The organism is Advenella mimigardefordensis DPN7 (assembly GCF_000521505.1).
Classification (GTDB): domain Bacteria; phylum Pseudomonadota; class Gammaproteobacteria; order Burkholderiales; family Burkholderiaceae_B; genus Advenella; species Advenella mimigardefordensis.
Map to the genome: position 1 here is coordinate 854,425 of NZ_CP003915.1, position 17,314 is coordinate 871,738.

Annotated in this window: 13 protein-coding genes, 1 tRNA gene and 2 pseudogenes; 9 read left to right on the forward strand and 7 right to left on the reverse strand. The window is 49.6% G+C overall.

Going from position 1 to position 17,314, the window contains the following annotated elements:
- Positions 1–34 precede the first annotated feature (34 nt).
- From MIM_RS03940 to MIM_RS03950, 3 genes are all read left to right on the forward strand, one after another.
- A complete protein-coding gene (locus MIM_RS03940; protein WP_025371464.1) occupies positions 35–2,086 on the forward strand; it encodes a primosomal protein N' in 2,052 nt (683 codons plus the stop codon).
- Positions 2,087–2,089: 3 nt separating this feature from the next.
- Positions 2,090–4,153, forward strand: a complete 2,064-nt coding sequence (locus tag MIM_RS03945; protein ID WP_025371465.1) for a UvrD-helicase domain-containing protein — start codon at positions 2,090–2,092, stop codon at positions 4,151–4,153.
- 162 nt (positions 4,154–4,315) lie between these two features.
- Positions 4,316–5,539: a CaiB/BaiF CoA transferase family protein gene (locus MIM_RS03950; RefSeq protein WP_025371466.1), complete on the forward strand. Its 1,224-nt coding sequence runs from the start codon at positions 4,316–4,318 to the stop codon at positions 5,537–5,539.
- Between the two features lie 116 nt (positions 5,540–5,655).
- Here the strand turns inward: MIM_RS03950 and MIM_RS03955 are convergent, their stop codons facing one another.
- Positions 5,656–6,726 carry a c-type cytochrome gene (locus tag MIM_RS03955; protein WP_025371467.1) on the reverse strand — a complete coding sequence of 357 codons (1,071 nt, stop codon included), beginning with the start codon at positions 6,724–6,726 and terminating at the stop codon, positions 5,656–5,658.
- A gap of 266 nt (positions 6,727–6,992) precedes the next feature.
- Here MIM_RS03955 and MIM_RS03960 point away from each other — a divergent pair.
- Positions 6,993–7,067: transfer RNA gene (locus MIM_RS03960), tRNA-Arg, on the forward strand.
- Positions 7,068–7,914: 847 nt separating this feature from the next.
- Positions 7,915–8,200 (forward strand): annotated as a pseudogene (locus MIM_RS03970) (reverse transcriptase domain-containing protein); the annotation flags it as partial.
- A 95-nt stretch (positions 8,201–8,295) separates the two neighbouring features.
- On the opposite strand, the gene MIM_RS03975 reads toward MIM_RS03970, so the two are convergent.
- Together MIM_RS03975 and MIM_RS03980 are read right to left on the reverse strand one after the other, a co-directional pair.
- Complete coding sequence (locus MIM_RS03975) at positions 8,296–8,739, reverse strand: hypothetical protein (RefSeq protein ID WP_025371469.1); 444 nt, start codon at positions 8,737–8,739, stop codon at positions 8,296–8,298.
- Positions 8,740–8,851: 112 nt separating this feature from the next.
- The gene (locus MIM_RS03980) at positions 8,852–9,130 is read right to left on the reverse strand and encodes a hypothetical protein (RefSeq protein WP_025371470.1); all 279 of its coding nucleotides are present in this window, start codon (positions 9,128–9,130) and stop codon (positions 8,852–8,854) included.
- 80 nt (positions 9,131–9,210) lie between these two features.
- Between MIM_RS03980 and istA the strand changes: the two genes are divergently transcribed.
- Together istA and MIM_RS23580 are read left to right on the forward strand one after the other, a co-directional pair.
- Positions 9,211–10,242, forward strand: a complete 1,032-nt coding sequence (gene istA / locus MIM_RS03985) for an IS21 family transposase (protein ID WP_025371471.1) — start codon at positions 9,211–9,213, stop codon at positions 10,240–10,242.
- Positions 10,243–10,298: 56 nt separating this feature from the next.
- A complete protein-coding gene (locus tag MIM_RS23580) occupies positions 10,299–10,553 on the forward strand; it encodes a hypothetical protein (protein WP_456047804.1) in 255 nt (84 codons plus the stop codon).
- Here the strand turns inward: MIM_RS23580 and MIM_RS03990 are convergent.
- Positions 10,478–10,684: pseudogene (locus MIM_RS03990) on the reverse strand (SOS response-associated peptidase family protein); the annotation flags it as partial. The gene MIM_RS23580 and the pseudogene MIM_RS03990 sit on opposite strands and share 76 nt — an antisense overlap.
- A gap of 111 nt (positions 10,685–10,795) precedes the next feature.
- Between MIM_RS03990 and MIM_RS03995 the strand changes: the two are divergent.
- The gene (locus MIM_RS03995) at positions 10,796–12,361 is read left to right on the forward strand and encodes a hypothetical protein (protein WP_025371473.1); all 1,566 of its coding nucleotides are present in this window, start codon (positions 10,796–10,798) and stop codon (positions 12,359–12,361) included.
- 176 nt (positions 12,362–12,537) lie between these two features.
- Here MIM_RS03995 and MIM_RS04000 read toward each other — a convergent pair whose 3' ends face one another.
- The 3 genes from MIM_RS04000 to MIM_RS04010 all read right to left on the reverse strand — a co-directional run bounded on the left by MIM_RS04000 (position 12,538) and on the right by MIM_RS04010 (position 15,605).
- A complete protein-coding gene (locus MIM_RS04000; protein ID WP_144084585.1) occupies positions 12,538–13,803 on the reverse strand; it encodes an SH3 domain-containing protein in 1,266 nt (421 codons plus the stop codon).
- A gap of 105 nt (positions 13,804–13,908) precedes the next feature.
- The gene (locus MIM_RS04005) at positions 13,909–15,180 is read right to left on the reverse strand and encodes a Y-family DNA polymerase (protein WP_042069943.1); all 1,272 of its coding nucleotides are present in this window, start codon (positions 15,178–15,180) and stop codon (positions 13,909–13,911) included.
- A complete protein-coding gene (locus tag MIM_RS04010; RefSeq protein WP_025371477.1) occupies positions 15,177–15,605 on the reverse strand; it encodes a LexA family protein in 429 nt (142 codons plus the stop codon). The genes MIM_RS04005 and MIM_RS04010 overlap by 4 nt, the downstream gene beginning before the upstream one ends.
- A gap of 232 nt (positions 15,606–15,837) precedes the next feature.
- Between MIM_RS04010 and MIM_RS04015 the strand changes: the two genes are divergently transcribed.
- Positions 15,838–17,280: a hypothetical protein gene (locus tag MIM_RS04015; RefSeq protein ID WP_025371478.1), complete on the forward strand. Its 1,443-nt coding sequence runs from the start codon at positions 15,838–15,840 to the stop codon at positions 17,278–17,280.
- The last annotated feature ends 34 nt before the right edge of the window (positions 17,281–17,314 follow it).

The window sequence follows — 17,314 nt, forward strand, 5'->3', positions numbered from 1 at the left end:
CGCCATCTGTCTTCACTTCTTTCAGGAAATACGCGTGCAAGTCAGCTGGGTTCGTGTCGTTTTGGATATTCCCCGACAGGACGCGTTCGACTATCGATGCGAGCACCCGGTGCAAATAGGGCAGCGTGTCATTGTGCCTTTTGGTTCACGACAACTCATTGGCGTCGTCATCGAGTTACTGCCCGCGCCGGCGCTTGATCCAGACCAGATCCGCGATGTAGAGCAGGTGCTGGACGATCTTCCGGCGTTTTCTGCTTCCTGGCTGGCTCTGGCTCAGTTCGCCTCGCGCTACTATCAGCGTTCACTGGGAGAGGTGATCCTGCCGGTGCTGCCCAACGGATTGAGAAAGCCGACTGCTTATCTGGGTAAGCGTTCTGCTGGAGGGCCGGTGGCCAGGGCCGATAGAAAAAAGCGCAGCGCACCCGCAACGGTTGTACCTTCCCCAATCGTGTTGAACGCCCAGCAGCAACAGGCTGTGCAGCAAATATGCGAGTCGGACGGCTATGCTGCCTATCTATTGCATGGCGTAACCGGCAGCGGTAAAACAGAGGTCTACCTGCACGCGGCACTTACGTTCCTGCAGCGTGGCCAGCAAATTCTGATGCTGGTGCCGGAAATTAATCTGACTCCGCAACTGGAGACTGCCGTCCGGGCGCGGTTTGCCGATCTGGTGGCTCCAGAGGAAATCGCCGTATTTCACAGCGGTCTGGCCGATGGCGAGCGGCTCAAGGCCTGGGCAGATGCCCAGCGTGGCAAACTCAAGGTGCTGCTGGGTACGCGCATGGCTATTTTTGCACCACTGGATAATCCAGGCCTGATCATTGTGGATGAAGAACACGATGCTTCGTACAAGCAACAAGAGGGCTTGCGTTATTCTGCGCGTGATCTGGCCGTGTGGCGCGCACATCAAGCGGGCATCCCGCTAATACTGGGATCGGCAACGCCTTCTCTGGAAACCTGGCATCATGCGCTGAGTGGCCGCTACACTCGATTGAGCCTGGAGCAGCGTGCCAAAACCCGCTTTCTGCCCGATATTCGTCTTGTCGATACACGCAAGGCCAAGCTGAACCAGGGGTTCGAGCCGGGCGTGCTGGAGGCGATCCGCACCCGGCTCGAGCGTGGCGAGCAGTCTATGGTGTTTCTGAATCGTCGCGGCTATGCCCCCGTCATGCATTGCGCGGCTTGCGGCTGGGTCAGCCAGTGTCCGCGGTGCTCGGTGCATACGGTACTGCATCGTACGCCAGGCAGTGGCTATCAGCTGCAATGTCACCACTGCGGTTTTCAGAGCCGGGTGCCGTCCATCTGCCCCGATTGCGGCAACCAGGACCTGCAGCCGCTGGGGCGTGGCACGCAAAGGGTAGAGGAGTTCCTGCAGGACATCTTTCCTGCGGCACGGATCCAGCGTATTGATGCGGACAGCACGCGACTGAAGGGGAGTGCACTGCGGCTATTCGATGAAGTGCACACCGGCAATATTGATATTCTGGTGGGTACGCAAATGGTCGCAAAGGGCCATGACTTCAAACGTCTTGGTCTTGTGGCCGTGCTTAACGCCGATTCCATGCTGTTTTCTGCTGATTTTCGTGCTCCGGAGCGCCTGTTTGCGCAATTGCTGCAAGTGGCCGGCCGGGCAGGGCGTCATGCGGAAGGCGGCGAGGTGTTGATTCAAACCGGCTATCCCGATCATACGGTCTATCAGACTCTCCTGAACAACGACTTTCCGGCCTTTGCCGACGACTTGCTGGCTGAACGCCAGGACACCGGCTTGCCGCCCTTTACCTTTCAGGCCCTGATCACCGCGGAAGCCAAAAGCGTACAACGGGCGCTGGCGTTTCTTCAGGAAATCCGGGAACAGGCTGCTACGGTTCTGGCCGACGAAGGCGAGCCCGACGCGGTATGTCTTTACGATCCGGTTCCCTTGAGGATTCTGCGGGTCGCTCACGTTGAGCGGGCGCAATTGCTGATAGAGTCGGCATCAAGGCCCGCGTTGCAGCGTTTTCTGCAGCAGTGGCTGCCGCAGGTGCAAGCAATCGGACAGAAGCAGCGCATGCGTTATTTCATTGAAGTCGACCCACTGGAAATCTAGATAATGAGCAATGCACTGCAATCGATGAACCCCGCGCAGCGCGAGGCCGTACTGTACCTGAACGGGCCGTGTCTGGTATTGGCAGGCGCCGGCAGTGGCAAGACGCGCGTTATCACTCAGAAAATTGCCTATCTGATCAATGAATGCGGCTACGATGCCCGCGGCATCATTGCGCTTACGTTTACCAATAAGGCGGCACGCGAAATGGCTGAGCGGATTCAGCAAAGCGTGGAAAAAAAGCGCCTTAAGGGACTCACCATCAGCACATTTCATGCGCTGGGCGTGCGTTTTTTGCGGGAAGAGGCAGTATTGGCAGGATTGAAGCCCGGCTTTTCCATTCTGGACTCCACCGATGCGCTTGGGGTGATTCAGGAGCTGCTGGCAACCACCGACAAGGGCCGGCTGCGTAGCGTTCAGCAGCAGATTTCCCTGTGGAAAAACGCGCTGATTACGCCGGACGACTCAGAAAAAATCGCCCAGACACCAGACGAAATGGATGCGGCCCGTGTGTACCGTAGCTACGATGCAACCTTGCGCGCCTATCAGTCGGTGGATTTTGACGATCTGATTGTGATGCCGGCCACCCTGATGAGTACCAATGATGAACTGCGGGAGCGCTGGCAGCGGCGCTGCCGCTATATGCTTCTGGACGAATATCAGGACACCAATGTGTGCCAGTACCAGTGGGTACGTTCTCTGACCGGGCTGCGTGACATGTTTACGGCGGTGGGTGACGATGATCAGGCCATCTATGCCTGGCGTGGTGCCACTATCGAAAACCTGGCCAAACTGCCTCAGGATTACCCGGCACTGCGTATTATCAAGCTCGAGCAAAATTATCGTTCGGTCGCTACCGTCCTGGACGCAGCCAACCAGGTGATCAGCCGCAATCCCAATTTGTTCGGCAAAAAACTCTGGTCTACACTGGGTCAGGGCGAGCCGATTCAGGTGGTGGTCATGGACAACGAAGAGGCCGAGGCCGAATCGGTAGGCATGCGCATCTCGGCCTCCCGTTTCGAGCGTAATGCCCGCTGGAAAGATTACGCTGTACTCTATCGTGGTAATCATCAGGGGCGCCTGTTTGAGCAAACCTTCCGGGAGTTGCGGATTCCCTATGTGATCGCCGGTGGGCAAAGTTTTTTCGATAAGGCCGAGGTCCGCGATATTATTGCCTACCTGCGTATTGTCGCCAATGAAGAAGATGATCCGGCATTTATTCGTGCAGTGACCACGCCAAAACGCGGAGTGGGGCAAGCCAGTCTGACGGCGCTCGGAGATACGGCCACGCAGCTCAATTGTTCACTGTTCGATGCCGTTCACGATGAACTGGCCGCTACGCGGATCGCCCCCCGTCAGCTTGAGCCCCTGAAGGTGTTTGTTGATTTCATTCGCAATATACAGTGGCGTTCCGGGCGTGGCAGGACCGATGGCGGTGCCGCGACCCCGGCCGAAGGTGCAACCGAGCTACTCGATGAGTTGATGAAATACATCGATTATGAACGTTATTTATATGACACCCAGGAAGAGCGCGCGGCGCAATCGCGCTGGCAGAACGTACTTGAGCTGACCAACTGGCTTAAGCGTAAGGCGCAGGAAGATGGCCTGACGCTGGCGCAACTGGTTCAGCATATTGCGCTGATCACCATGCTGGAACGCAGCGAAGACGACGAAGATCCTGATGCCGTACGGCTCACAACCATCCATGCTTCAAAGGGGCTGGAATATCCTTACGTACACATGGTTGGGGTAGAAGAGGGCTTGTTGCCCCATTTTGGCAAAGATGATGAGTATGGCGATGCGAACAAGGATGCCGAAGCGCTGGAAGTGCGCATTCAGGAAGAGCGCCGCCTCATGTATGTGGGCATTACCCGGGCGCAATTTCATCTGACATTAACCTGGTGCAAGAAGCGACGCAAGGCTCGCGAAGACCTGATTCGCGAACCATCGCGGTTTATCAGTGAAATGGGTCTGGAAACCGGCGTAAAAACGGTGGTGGATCCGTTCAGCGGTATGACACCCAAGGAACGGCTGGTGCGGCTCAAAGAGATGTTGCAGAAAAAGGGGTAGAATGTAAGCCCTTGGCGGTCAGGGCGGGGTAGCTTGCCTGACTATTGGCAGGCTAGTGCGTGACCTGCGTCGGGCTGCACGGATGGCCGAATCCGGGAATCAATAACATCTGACATACAGGCCGGCGGCGGTCACATAATTTGAATATGGAGTAACTGGAAAATGACACAGCGTATGGCGCCATTGGCGAACATCAGGGTACTTGATCTGACACGCGTTCTGGCGGGTCCATGGTGTACCCAGAATCTGGCCGATCTGGGCGCTGACGTCATCAAGGTGGAACGCCCAGGTAGCGGTGACGATACACGTGGCTGGGGGCCTCCCTACCTGAAGGATCAACACGGGGAAGACACCAGCGAAGCGGCTTACTATTTGTCTGCGAATCGCAATAAACGCTCACTGGCGCTTGATTTCACCACCGATGCGGGGCGCGAGGTTATCCTTGCGCTGGCGGCAAAAGCCGATATTGTCGTGGAAAATTATAAAGTGGGCGGTCTGAAAAAATACGGGCTTGACTATGCCAGTCTCAAACAGATCAACCCACGGCTTATTTATTGTTCTATTACCGGATTCGGGCAAACAGGGCCGTATGCCACCCGGCCGGGTTATGACTATATTATCCAGGGCATGGGTGGTCTCATGAGCATTACCGGGGAGCACGACGATCTGCCCGGTGGCGGTCCCCAGAAGGCCGGCGTGGCGGTAGCGGACCTGATGACCGGCATGTATGCCAGCGTTGCCATTCTGGCTGCACTGAATGAGCGTCACAGCAGCGGTCTGGGGCAGTATATTGATATGGCGCTGCTCGATTGCCAGGTGGCCATGCTGGCCAATCAGAACCTCAATTACATGACATCCGGCAAAGCGCCAAAACGCGCCGGCAATGCGCATCAGAATCTGGTGCCCTATCAGGTATTCGCAGTTGAAGATGGCCACCTTATTCTGGCGGTTGGCAACGATACGCAATTTGCCGCGTTTTGTCGCCTGATCAATATGCCGGAACTGGCTGAAGATGAACGCTACCGAAAAAATGCCGGTCGGGTCATGAACCGCGATTCGCTCATTCCTTTGCTGGCATCGGTCATGAAAACCCGTAAGCGTGATGTCTGGCTGGCCGATCTTGAAGCCAGCAATATTCCGGCAGGGCCGATTAATACGATCGATCAGGTTTATGCAGATCCGCAAGTCATTGCGCGTCAACTGAAGCTGGAACTCCCACATCCCGCAGCGGGGGCAACACCGATGACGGCCAGCCCCTTGCGTTTTTCCGACACGCCCATTCAGTATCGTCATGCGCCTCCTATGCTGGGTCAGCATTCCGAGGAGATTCTTCGGGAGGAGCTAGGCTGGAGTGATGAGCAAATTGCCGCGTTGCTGGGCAAGTAGGCGGTACGGCACGTGATCTTACGTGCCGGTTCGACAGCATAATAAACGTTATCCAAAGCAAAAAGCCCACTTATTAGAAAGTGGGCTTTTTTCACTACGACCGAAAGGGTCGCAAATTATTTCACTGCTTTTACCATGTAATCAACAGCAGCCTTGACAACCTCGTCGGATGCAGACGATCCGCCTTTGGGTGGCATAGCATTCAGGCCGTGCAGGGCGGCGTCGTAAAGTTTGTCCATGCCGGTTGCTATGCGGGCATCCCAGGCTGCTTTATCACCGAATTTAGGTGCACCGGCAACGCCGGCGTCATGACAGGCGAAACAGATCTGTTTGTACAGTGCTTCACCTTCGGCAAGTTTGTCATTTGCCGGAGCCGCGGCGGCCGCGCCAGCTGCTGCACCTGCAGCGGCTGCAGGAGCGGCACCTTCGGCAGGAGCAGCACCTTCAGCAGGAGCGGAACCTTCGGCAGGAGCAGCGCCTTCGGGAGGAGCAGCGCCTTCGGCAGGAGCAGCGCCTTCGGCAGGAGCAGCGCCTTCGGCAGGAGCAGCACCTTCGGCAGGAGCAGCACCTTCAGCAGGAGCAGCGCCTTCAGCAGGAGCAGCGCCTTCGGCAGGAGCGGCGCCTTCAGCAGGAGCAGCACCGTCACCTTCGGGTGCGGCCGGTTCCTTGAATGAACCACCGGAGTGGTTAGCGATGTAGACAACAGCGCGTTCCACTTCAAGATCGCTCAGGCTTGGGTCACCGCCTTTTGGAGGCATTCCGTTCAGGCCATGAATGGCGATTTTAACCACTTCAGCCTGCCCCGCTTGCAGGCGGGGTGCCCAGGCGCCGTTATCACCAAATTTAGGTGCACCGGCAACGCCGGTGTCATGACAGCCCATACAGAGGCTTTTGTATACTTCTTCGCCGGTTTTGAGTTTTTTCGGACCGGCGTCAGCAGCAGCAACAATCACGGGGGCGGTGTTGTATTTGGCAACGGGCGCGATACGAGTGGCAACAGCTTCTTCACTCAGTGAGTCACTGCCCGCACCGGAGCTAGTGGAAGAGCTGACGACATTGACCAGCAGGATAATAATCAGTACAGGGAGTATGAACGCGAGTACGACGACAACGATCAGCTGTTTAGGCGTTTTGATCGGGCTGCTATGTTCATCGTGTTCTTCGTGGTGTTCTGTTTGATCGCTCATAGATACATCCTACAGGTCATTGCAATGTTAAATAATGGAAAAAAAGAAGCCAAATGACGCGTATACTGCCGGACCATGCCCTTTCCCCCCGGAGATGAAATTATAAGTAATGTTGGATTATAACGATTGTCACCCTGTTTTGTACTTGATTACGCCCAGCAACAGGTGAAAGTGTCTTATTTTAAGCAGAAATTTACTACGCAAGTATCGCGTCCGGGGCTTACAGGAATCTTCACAATAGGGTAAAATAGCGGACTTGGCTAAATGTCTCCGTAGTTCAATGGATAGAATGAGAGTTTCCGAAGCTCTTGATACAGGTTCGATTCCTGTCGGAGACGCCATACGATTAAATATAAATAATAGTTGGTGTAAAGAATATTAGAGCTGCATGAGTACCCGGCTCTACCCCTGGCAAGGCGCTGAAGGCATTCCACTAAATGCCTCTCCCGAAACTTATTAGTCGGGCTTGAAAAAGAAAGTATAGCGTGGTACGATCGGTTCGTAGTTAGTGGTGGTAGGAACATCCCCACGTAAAAAACTCAAAATTCCTTGTATTTAACTACCCTAGAAACCTCGACTTTTGTCGGGGTTTTTTTGTATCAGTTTTGTATCAAATAGTCAGGCCATGAAGTTAAAAACTAGCTAATTCGTTCTACACGGATAATCCAATAGTTAGAGACGCTCTGGATTTTGATGAAGCAACTCAATCCTGGATGCCTGGTGATAAGGTACGTGGGCACGGCATTGTGCAGATTCTGGTAAATGGTCTTGTATTTGCTATTCCTGTTCGCTCGAACATAAAACATAATGCCAGTTATATTTTGGAAGTAAATTGAGATCCGGATCGTGCGATAAAGGGAATGGGGCTTGACTATCAGAAGGTGATGCTGATTCGTGATGCTGCACATGTGAGTGACAAAGTCTTTGTTTTGAAATCTAAAGACGCCGGTAAGAAGTTACAAGGCAAAGAGGGGCACGTTACAAAGCAATTCCGTCGGTACGTAGAGCGCTATATTATAGCGATGCGTAACGGAGATAGTAGGCTCCTTAGCTACAATGAATATAGGTTTACGATGTTAATTAATTATCATAAAGAATTAGGGTTAACCTGATCTTTCGTACTCAAAAGCTGAGAAAGTTTCATAAGAACGAAGCCTGTGTGTGCAAGTCCCGCCATAGGCGGATCACAGCGAATACAGCTACGGCTTCAGACCGGGCAGACGGGCGCATGATGCGGTGCTCGCCGCTCAGTCGTACGTGCAATCCGGTCGTCGTATCGTGGTGAACGTGGATCTGGAGAAGTTCTTCGACTGGGCCAACCACGACATCCTGATCGATCGCTTACAGAAACGCATTGCTGGTGCCGGCGTGATCCGGCTGATCCGTGCGTATCTGGACAGCGGGATTATGGATAGCGGTGTGGTGATCGAACGGCACGAGGGCATGCCGCAAGGTGCGACCGCTCTCGCCGCTACCACCTATTAACGAGACAATTAAATCTACATTATCAGTATGCCGAATTTGGTCGATAGTAAAAGAATCAGTGATATGTAATTTCTTACTTATTGTTTATTTGGCTTTTTGCGCCTCTTTTTTCCTGGCTTTTCTCCGTTCGTACTCTGCCTTGCCGGAATCCAGAGCCGCTTGATAATCTTCTTTTGATATGCGCTCGATTCTCGATTTATCGCCGGCTACCAATAGCAAATCAGTGGCCGCGTCATATGTGAAGGCGAGGGGAGTATTAGAAACCTTGAGCTCGTCGCTTGACGTACCTCTTGTGGCCGGAAATTCTTTGGCTTCGTAGCCACGTCCAAAGGGGCCTTCCCAAATGGTAATGGTCACGATGAAGCTGTCGCCGTTTGGGCGTATATGGAGCAGTACCGGAAACTTCGCAGCTTTGTTTGTTCCGGCGTCCTGCCAGTAGCCGGCGAATTTACTTTCTGGCTGATCGCAGCCGGCCATGATCGTCATAACCGCAGCCCCCGCTGCGGCCAAAAAATATCTGCGATTCATAATTGACCTCTTTCTGTGAAACGCGAAAAGTGACTTGAAGTCGTCACTCTCCACGCGCGATTTTGACACGGTCCAAATACAGAGGCAACCATTTTGCAGGATCTTATCCTACCTAGCGCACTGCGTTTTCAGCGATCTCGGCCATGTCCTGACTGCCCGAGAAGACCAGCAATTCGTCTTCGCAGTTGGTCAAATCAAGATGGGCTACTGTAACGTTAGATCCTTGTTCTACAAGAAATTTATGGCTTCTTTCGCCCAGCTGCTGCAACAATTCAAACTCAACTGGGGTCAATCCAAAATCCTTGATATAGGTCTCGCGTTTCACTTTGGGATTCGGCAGGAAAATCAGTGTGGCCGATTGCTGAATAAGCGAGGAACCTGTTGCGTGCAAAGTAATAATGAGCCACTCCGCGCAAAGTAAAACTGAGCCACTTTCCCGTAAAGTTGGTCTTTTGTGCGCGAAGGCCGACGATGCTTCAGAAGGATCAGTGGATGTCTATCCATGTACTCAAGGCCCAGGGTTTATCACAGCGCGAGATCTCGCGTCGCCTGGGCATCTCCCGCAATACGGTATCCCGGTACCTGGCTTTGCCAGAGACGCTGCGTTACAAGCCGCGTGAAGCGCGGCCAACCAAACTGGAGCCGTTTCATGCGTATATCGTGCAACGCATGCAGGCAGCCGAACCCGAGCAGATAGCCGCCCCAGCGCTTCTGAGGGAGCTCAAGGCGCAAGGTTATCAGGGCCAACTACGCAGTGTTCAGGCGTTCATGCAGCTACACCGCCCAACACCGGCACCAGACCCTGTTGTGAGGTTTGAGACTCCTCCAGGCCGTCAGATGCAATGCGACTTTGTGGTGTTTCGCCGGGGTAGTCATCCCCTTTATGCCTTTACAGCTACGCTTGGCTATAGTCGATGGCGATGGGTCAGGTTTGCCAGCAATGAGCGTGCCAGCACGCTGGTGGCCTGCCACCATGCGTTGTTTGAGACCCTGGGCGGTGTGCCCAGAGAAATCCTCTACGATAATGCCAAGACGATCGTGGTCGAGCGAGATGCGTATGGCCTGGGTCACCATCGCTGGCATTCCGGGATGCTGGACCTGGCCAAGTGCTACGGTTTCATGCCTCGTCTATGCCAGCCCTATCGTGCACGCACTAAGGGTAAAGTTGAGCGTTTTCATCGTTACCTACGTGGCAATTTCTATGTACCGTTATCCAGCTGGCTAAAGCAGTCAGGGCTGACATTGGACGTAGAGACAGCCAACGCTGAAGTGGCCAAGTGGTTGCGGGATGTGGCCAACCAGCACATTCATCCTGTTACTCATAAGGCACCCGCCGTATTATTCGAAGAGCTGGAGCGGGCTGCTCTACTGCCTCTGCCTGCATTTTCTCGCACACAACAACCGCTGACCAGCCTCGGTCAGTGCGCGTTATCCGAACCCTTCGCATCGCTGCAACACCCCTTATCAGTCTATCAACAGTTGCTGACCGAGGTACGCGCATGAATCTGCAGCACGAACGCATTGATACGCACTGCCAGGCGCTCAAGCTCGAAGGGCTGATGCAACGTTACCGAGAGCTTGCCGCTGAAGCGACAAGCAAGGATTGGAGCTTTCTGGACTATCTGGAACAGTCCCTAGCTTCTGAGCGAGACTTACGGCAAGTTCGTTCTCGTCAGACAAATGCCTTCTTGAATGACCGTTTCATTGTAATTTCTTCGCATTTGGCATTGATTAGAGTTTTCTTAACCAGCTTTCCCGTTTTCCCTGGCCAGGATCTGATAAACCCCCATTTGCGCAATTGGATTTCATATTGACTTTGTGCAGTTAATAAAATGGTCGGCGCGTCGTTAGTAGGGCGTATGTCTAGATCCGGCTGAATATCCGGCCATTGAATAAAATCAAACTCTTTGCCAAGGGGTTTTGTAAATTCGTAACGGCCACACATTGAATTTCCTTTTCAAAATCTATTGAATAATTAGCCTAGTAGATCAATTTGTAGATAAAGATTCGATAAATACATAGAATAGCTTCAAATAATAAGCAAGAGGAAACCAACATGGTTAAATTTTCTGATCAAATTTATCAACAAAAGCTTAAAAAAATAAAAAGAGAATTAAACAAATTTTTAAGCCGTACTGACGATAAATTGTTCCTACAATTTATGTGGTCAATCAACACGCTTCAAACGGAGTTCAGAGGTAACGTTAAAAGATATTTAAGTTTCCCAAGGTCGGCATATGGTGCGCCATTGGGATCTGATTATGCGCTACCAAAATGGGAAATTGAAACGCTGCTTACCCTATTATTTACAACCGACAAAAGACCAAAAATACAAATCAATTATGATAATTTTGAAACTATAGTTCCCGTCATTAATAATTTAAGAAAATTAGAAAACCATGAAAACAGATTAACTTGCACAGAAGATAAAATATTCTATGAGCTTCATCGTATAGGCCAACGGCAATTCGGATGGCAAAGAGGATTTCACTCAAGTGAGCGACTATATCGTTATGTGTTCATCTATGGTCAGGGAAGTTGCGCAACGAACTTTGAAAATAAATACGGATTTACTATAGAACAGTTCTTGAAGGTTAGCTGCGTTTTATATACTCAACTTAGTAATTCACCTTGGATAAAACCAATCGAAATACCTGTTCTAGACGTAACACAAGAACTTATAGACAAAACACTGTCATTAATTTCCCTTCCACTCTCAGATTTGCGAGTTGATGCACAAACGCTCATAAAAAAAACAATAGAGGGAGGTAGAATTCCTACCGCATATCTGCCAGGCTCACTTCGCAAATTTCCTATTATTAGAAGCCCACAAGATCAAAATATACTCATATCACCACTCTCTCAATTGATTATGTATCGCGCAACTGTTGGTCTTTACTACGATATGATAAACAGCGCACCCAGTAAAAAGGATGCTGACCAGGCAATAACGGAAGCCAATGATAGATTCGAGCAATACGTTGGGATGGTAATTGAAAAATTCTGCCCGCGCTTTAAGGCATTTCCAAGCGAACAGTACGGCCCGAAGAAAGCACGCATAGATACTCCAGATGTCCTGTTGATCGATAACGAGGAAGTCACGACAGTGTTTGAATGTAAGGCCACTAAACTTACATTTGAGGCACAATTTTCAGAGCACCCATTTGAAACCTCTGATAAAGCATATGCACAAATAGTAAAAGCGGTCACTCAATTATGGCGATTCTTTTCGCATGTGCGGATTGGAAAATATACAGAACGTAAAATTTCTGATACGGCAAATGCAGTTGTACTCACAATCGACTCTTGGATGCAAATGTCACACGCTTTACAGGGTCGGGTTTTTGCTCAAGCCAAGAAAGTACTTGAAGATGATCCTAATGTTCTGGATGTTGATATGCGGCCTATAATTTTCTGTTCAATTCAAGACCTAGTTGACGTTATGTACATTTCGGATGAAGACAACTTGTTGAAAACGTTTGCCAACGCTGCATTACCAAAATATGCAGGTTGGAGAATAGTTGAAATTAGAAGAGATTTTGGAATTGACGTACAAAAGAAATTTCCACTAAATGTTGAGGAAGTGCTGCCTTGGTGGAATGTTATCAATTCCTCTAGATAATCAACCACAATGAAGGGCAGCGCACATACAAAAAACAAGTGTATGCTTACGCATAGATATGACATTTAAGTATGTCCTAGATTCACATTTAAAGTCAAAACTGAGGGTGTAAATAATTCTAGGGTTGCCTTTGGCGCCCTTTCCATTAATCTTCCGCATTTAGACGGGGAGGGATGTCACTTCACCAATTTATGTAAATATCGTGAAAATACCCAGCCTTCTCTCATATCGCCTTCGTCATCGAGGTATTCCACCAGTGTCCAGTCTTTTAGTTTTGTGACGATAGTCACTGTCTTTCCTAAGCTCAACGTATCAATTTTTTCTGATCTGCTGCTGTTTGACTTGCGTACATTAAGCAGACTTACAGTGACGAACCGATAATTGCTGACCATCCCAGGTTCATAGAACGCTTTTGCTTCCTGTTTAATTGCTTTTACGGCAACTCTTGGGGTTGTGTTGGCAAATTCTTCCGCCCAACGTTCCAAAAGAGGGGCGAGCTGATTGGCACAGATAGTTAACAATAAAAGGTGAAGGAATGTCTTCACTTCTTTTGTGAGACGAGCGAAGATTTTGAAAAATTGATCAATAAAATCCTGATCATCTGTACTGGGTTGAATTTCAAGTTGCTTTAAAGCCTGATCCAATGCTTCAACCGTGACAACTTCGCCTGCAACCGAAAATTCGCCATCATCTTCCAGGTGAACACTCGCCATTTCTTCATCAGATAGGCGAGGGTTAAACCGTTCCAGAGCATCAACGATGCTCCGATTGTTGCGAAGTTCAGACGCAAGTATTCGCCCAACAGCTGCCTGAAAGCTAGTTTGTGCAAGAGGCTCAAGTACTGCTCTATATCTGCTTTGCAACGCAAGTTGGGGCTTTAAAATATCCTGAATTTCTTTCTGTTTTTTTCTATACGGTTCGAAGAGGCTATTTATATGTTGTGTTCCAATAGAGCGTGTGACAGAACCCATTGCACCCAATCGTTCAATATGTGATGAACGCATGAGTTTTGCCACGTCGCCTAATCTCAACGATCGAGACATTTGGCCAAGTGCAACCTGTTCCGCGATCAAACCTATCCTAAATTGCTTGGATATCGGATCTATGTGTTCGGAGAAGAGAGACGGTACCCGTAATCTATCTGACATGATCGCTGCTTTTCTAAAGCTTTCGGACACCGTAGAGATTGATTTCAGGGCATCAGAAAACGCACACGTTTCTCTTAGCGTTTCCGAAACTGGCCTAATGCCGACGGACATTGGTCTCAGCATTTCCGATATAGGCTTGGTCTTTTCTATCGCCGCCCCTATTCTTGCCACCGTAGACAGCTTCTTTAATTGATTGTTTTTAGACAGGCTATCGGGATCTTCTGGAGTGCTCATCGTTATTTTTAATAATAAAGTGACGGTGTTTCCTTCCCATTTGGGAAAAAAAACTAACAATTTGACATATCTTATTCTATCTGAGATTCAGAGAATCGACTCTGGGGCAATGCTACTGATGGAAACTGGGGTGCGAAATGCAGGTACAACAGTTGTAAGTTGTAATTAGGCTCTTGCGATTAGTACCTCGCTCCAACTCGTAGTATATCCCTGGCTTATAAGTTCCTGGCGCATATACCAATGCTCGCGGTCGTGAAAACCTATGCTGCCGGTTTTTACTGACCCCCGGCCATATCGGGCATTGATCCCATCCAGGGCTACCATCAGCTGCGCCCGATTATTATGCTCAGGTTCCACAGGAAAGAGTTCGCCTTGGACCGTATCTGCAGGCGATATGTCCATCAACATAACCCCTGCCTTTTTATATTTGATTCCAGGCCGCCAGATCGTTTCGAGTGCCCTAAGTGCATATTTGGTAAATACCAGGTTGTCGGCGCTCGGGCAGGGCGGGGTGACCAAGCGACTATTGCCGTATTGCTTACCCTTGTCAAAAGGGCTGGTGCGAATGAATATCTGCATGCTGGCGGCCACTGAGTTTTGCTGGCGCAGTTTGTTGCAAGCAATGGCGACAAACTCAGACAGGGCGCTTTGCAGTCCAGCCCGGTCAGTCATTGGTAAACCAAAGGAGCGGGACGAGATAATTTGCTTTTTGGGGTCGGGCAACTCCTCCAGATCAATGCGGGAAATTCCGCGCAGCTCCTGGATTGTCTTGCCCACAACAACCGAAAACTCGGCTCTGGCAGCTTCAGGCCTCATGCGAGCCAGATCAAAGACTGTGTAGATACCTAACTCACCAAGCCTGCGGGCGATGCGCCTGCCGATGCCCCAGACTTCCCCGACCTCGATATTTTTCATCATATCGGCCAGTTGGTACCGGTCCAGTTGCGTCAAATCACAGACGCCGGACCAGGAGGGCTGCTTTTTGGCGATATGGTTCGCCAACTTTGCTAGGGTCTTGGTCGCGCCGATACCCACGCAGGTGGGAATCCCTGTTTCGCGCAAGACAGCAGCGCGGATTTTCTGGCTGTAGGCGGTTAAGTCCTCGGCAATACCGGAAAAATCTGCGAAACTTTCGTCTATGCTGTAGATCTCTTGGCAGGGCGAAAATCGGCCAATAATACTCATCATTCGGTCGCTCATGTCGCCATACAGTGCGAAATTGGAAGATAGGCCGATCAAGCCCTTTTCTTCCAAATGCTTGATCTCAAACCAAGGCTGGCCCATTTTGATGCCCAACGCCTTGGCTTCGTCTGTGCGCGAAATGACGCATCCGTCATTGTTAGACAGTGAGATAAGCGCCTTGCCTTTCAGGGATGGCCTAAACACGCGCTCACAGGAGCAATAGAAGCAATTGCCATCTATGAGGGCATAGGTCATAGTAGGTCCTTGATAACGTGCGTGACAACGCCCCAGATCATCCATTCTTGGCCGGGAACCGGCACTATGTCAGGGTAGGTAAGGTTAGCTGCTTTGAGGCGGATCATGCCGTTTTTTTTGTGCAGTCGTTTTACGGTCACATCTCCATCGATCTCGGCAATAACGATACTGTTGTGCTTAGCTGTCAGGGATCGGTCAACAATCAAATGATCGCCATCGTCAATACCAGCTTCGGCCATTGAGTTGCCCTTGACGCACATGTAGTAAGTGGCGGTAGGGTGTTTGACCAGAATTTCACCAATATCAATCCGGTTTACGGCCAGATCTTGGGCGGGGGATGGAAAGCCGGCCGGCGTTTTGCTCGCAATTAGCCCGACACTGGTCGAGGTTTGCACCAGCGGAATCAGGTCAAGGTAGGTTTTCATGGCAGACAATACTGTATATAAAAACAGTATTATCCACCAAAAAGAGTAAGTTTGCTTAATTCTAAGAATTTGGATGCAAATGTGGATTTGCCTCCGGGGCGAACACTCTTTTCGTGCTTCGTGTTGTTAAATATGTATTATGTAATATTGTGTTAGATTTAGAGTTGGGTGCTTTTTAGCGAAATATGCGTAAAAGTAATGTCAATAAAAGATCAAAAAAATTGAAAATTCTATGATTGTCACCATTGCATTTGAAGTTAAAAATTACGTTGAGGTTATGGAGAGTTGGCCAATCAAGATTGGTAACACTACTTTTTTTTTGGACCGAGACGGTGATGTTGTCAAAAAAGTCTGTCTTTCATATGCCAATGTTGGCATTGAGAATGCACCCACGTTCACGAACTCGCCTGAAATCGGTGCGCGCGCAAAGATAAATATTAGTTGTGGCGAGTATTCAATGCTAGCAATCCAGCAAATATTAAGCTGGCAAGCTGTAGTCAGTGGAGTACAAGTATTTGATTTGGACTTAGATAATTACGAACTTCGATTTCGGCCTGAGAGCATCGAGGAGCAGAAAAAGATCCCTATCAAATCATTCCGTCATAGTCGAGACAATGCCCAGGGTTCTACCTGTGATTTCGAACAGATTGGAAGAGCGTTCTGCGTTGGACATATTGAAGATTCACGAATTGAGTCGGTGTCCCATTATCGCGAAGGACGTTTAGCTTATAAAGCAGGCCGTTATATAGATTCTTACAATAATATGTTTCTGTTTCTAGAAAGCCGATATTGTGATGGGAAGACAAAAACTGGTCAACAGGTCGAATTGCTCTCGTCAAATAAAATTGTGTGTGAAAGCCTAAAAGATACAATATCGGATATGCGAAATCTTGATGTTGCAACTTCAAAGCATTTGCACGGTGTATTTGAAAACAAAGGCAACTTACGAGAAAGTATACATACACTTGTTCTCCTGCGTGGGAAGTTGCGACATCACTCCTTGAAAAGCCCACAACGTTGGGATCCAAACAAACAAAATGAATACGAGATGCCAGCAAGGTTTCTTGGAGCCGTAGTTGGTTATATTACAAGTACGGAGTCATTGAATGAAATTTATGCGCCTGAGCCCGTAAAACAATTTAGGGACATCTCGGTTAATTCTGGATTTGAGACTAAGATTAGAGTACTGACTAACCGCTTGGAATATAAACCGTCATTGGAACTCAGTTTGAGCTACCCCACAATATTCATGTCGAGCCAGGTCAGTCTTAATGCTGTACGCCGAGCGATTGATTCTTGTGATAATGGTAGTCAACTAGCAGACACGGTAAAACTCGAAGCCATTCACAGTCAAACCGACCTTGAGGTCTTTATTGTGGAACTTGGACTTTGGGCCTATACAAAGTCACGCATTCTTAGCGCTGAAACCGCTGTAAATCATATTCGGTGTAGTTTTGAGCATTTTCATGCTAGTACCGTTGTGAAACATGAGTTTTCGTTCCTCATAGAAGAAAAGCAAATCAACATAGCCTGTGCGTGGCGTCTGCTGATAGATTGCTTCGACTGGATAGAGAAAAAAGATCCGACAACGCGAATTTTGAGTTTAAAGTTTTTTTTGAATAGCGAACGACGTCCAATTGTAAGCTATAGGGTTGGAGCGCAAATAAAAAAATAATTTAAATAATTGTGTATTCGATTCACATTAGAGC

Excerpts from the sequence above, each read along its gene's own strand:
- MIM_RS03945 (WP_025371465.1), top strand. The coding sequence starts at position 2,090 with ATGAGCAATGCACTGCAATCGATGAACCCCGCGCAGCGCGAGGCCGTA.
- MIM_RS03950 (WP_025371466.1), top strand. The coding sequence starts at position 4,316 with ATGACACAGCGTATGGCGCCATTGGCGAACATCAGGGTACTTGATCTG.
- MIM_RS03955 (WP_025371467.1), bottom strand. The coding sequence starts at position 6,726 with ATGAGCGATCAAACAGAACACCACGAAGAACACGATGAACATAGCAGC.
- MIM_RS03975 (WP_025371469.1), bottom strand. The coding sequence starts at position 8,739 with ATGAATCGCAGATATTTTTTGGCCGCAGCGGGGGCTGCGGTTATGACG.
- istA (WP_025371471.1), top strand. The coding sequence starts at position 9,211 with ATGCTTCAGAAGGATCAGTGGATGTCTATCCATGTACTCAAGGCCCAG.
- MIM_RS23580 (WP_456047804.1), top strand. The coding sequence starts at position 10,299 with ATGCAACGTTACCGAGAGCTTGCCGCTGAAGCGACAAGCAAGGATTGG.
- MIM_RS03995 (WP_025371473.1), top strand. The coding sequence starts at position 10,796 with ATGGTTAAATTTTCTGATCAAATTTATCAACAAAAGCTTAAAAAAATA.
- MIM_RS04005 (WP_042069943.1), bottom strand. The coding sequence starts at position 15,180 with ATGACCTATGCCCTCATAGATGGCAATTGCTTCTATTGCTCCTGTGAG.
- MIM_RS04010 (WP_025371477.1), bottom strand. The coding sequence starts at position 15,605 with ATGAAAACCTACCTTGACCTGATTCCGCTGGTGCAAACCTCGACCAGT.
- MIM_RS04015 (WP_025371478.1), top strand. The coding sequence starts at position 15,838 with ATGATTGTCACCATTGCATTTGAAGTTAAAAATTACGTTGAGGTTATG.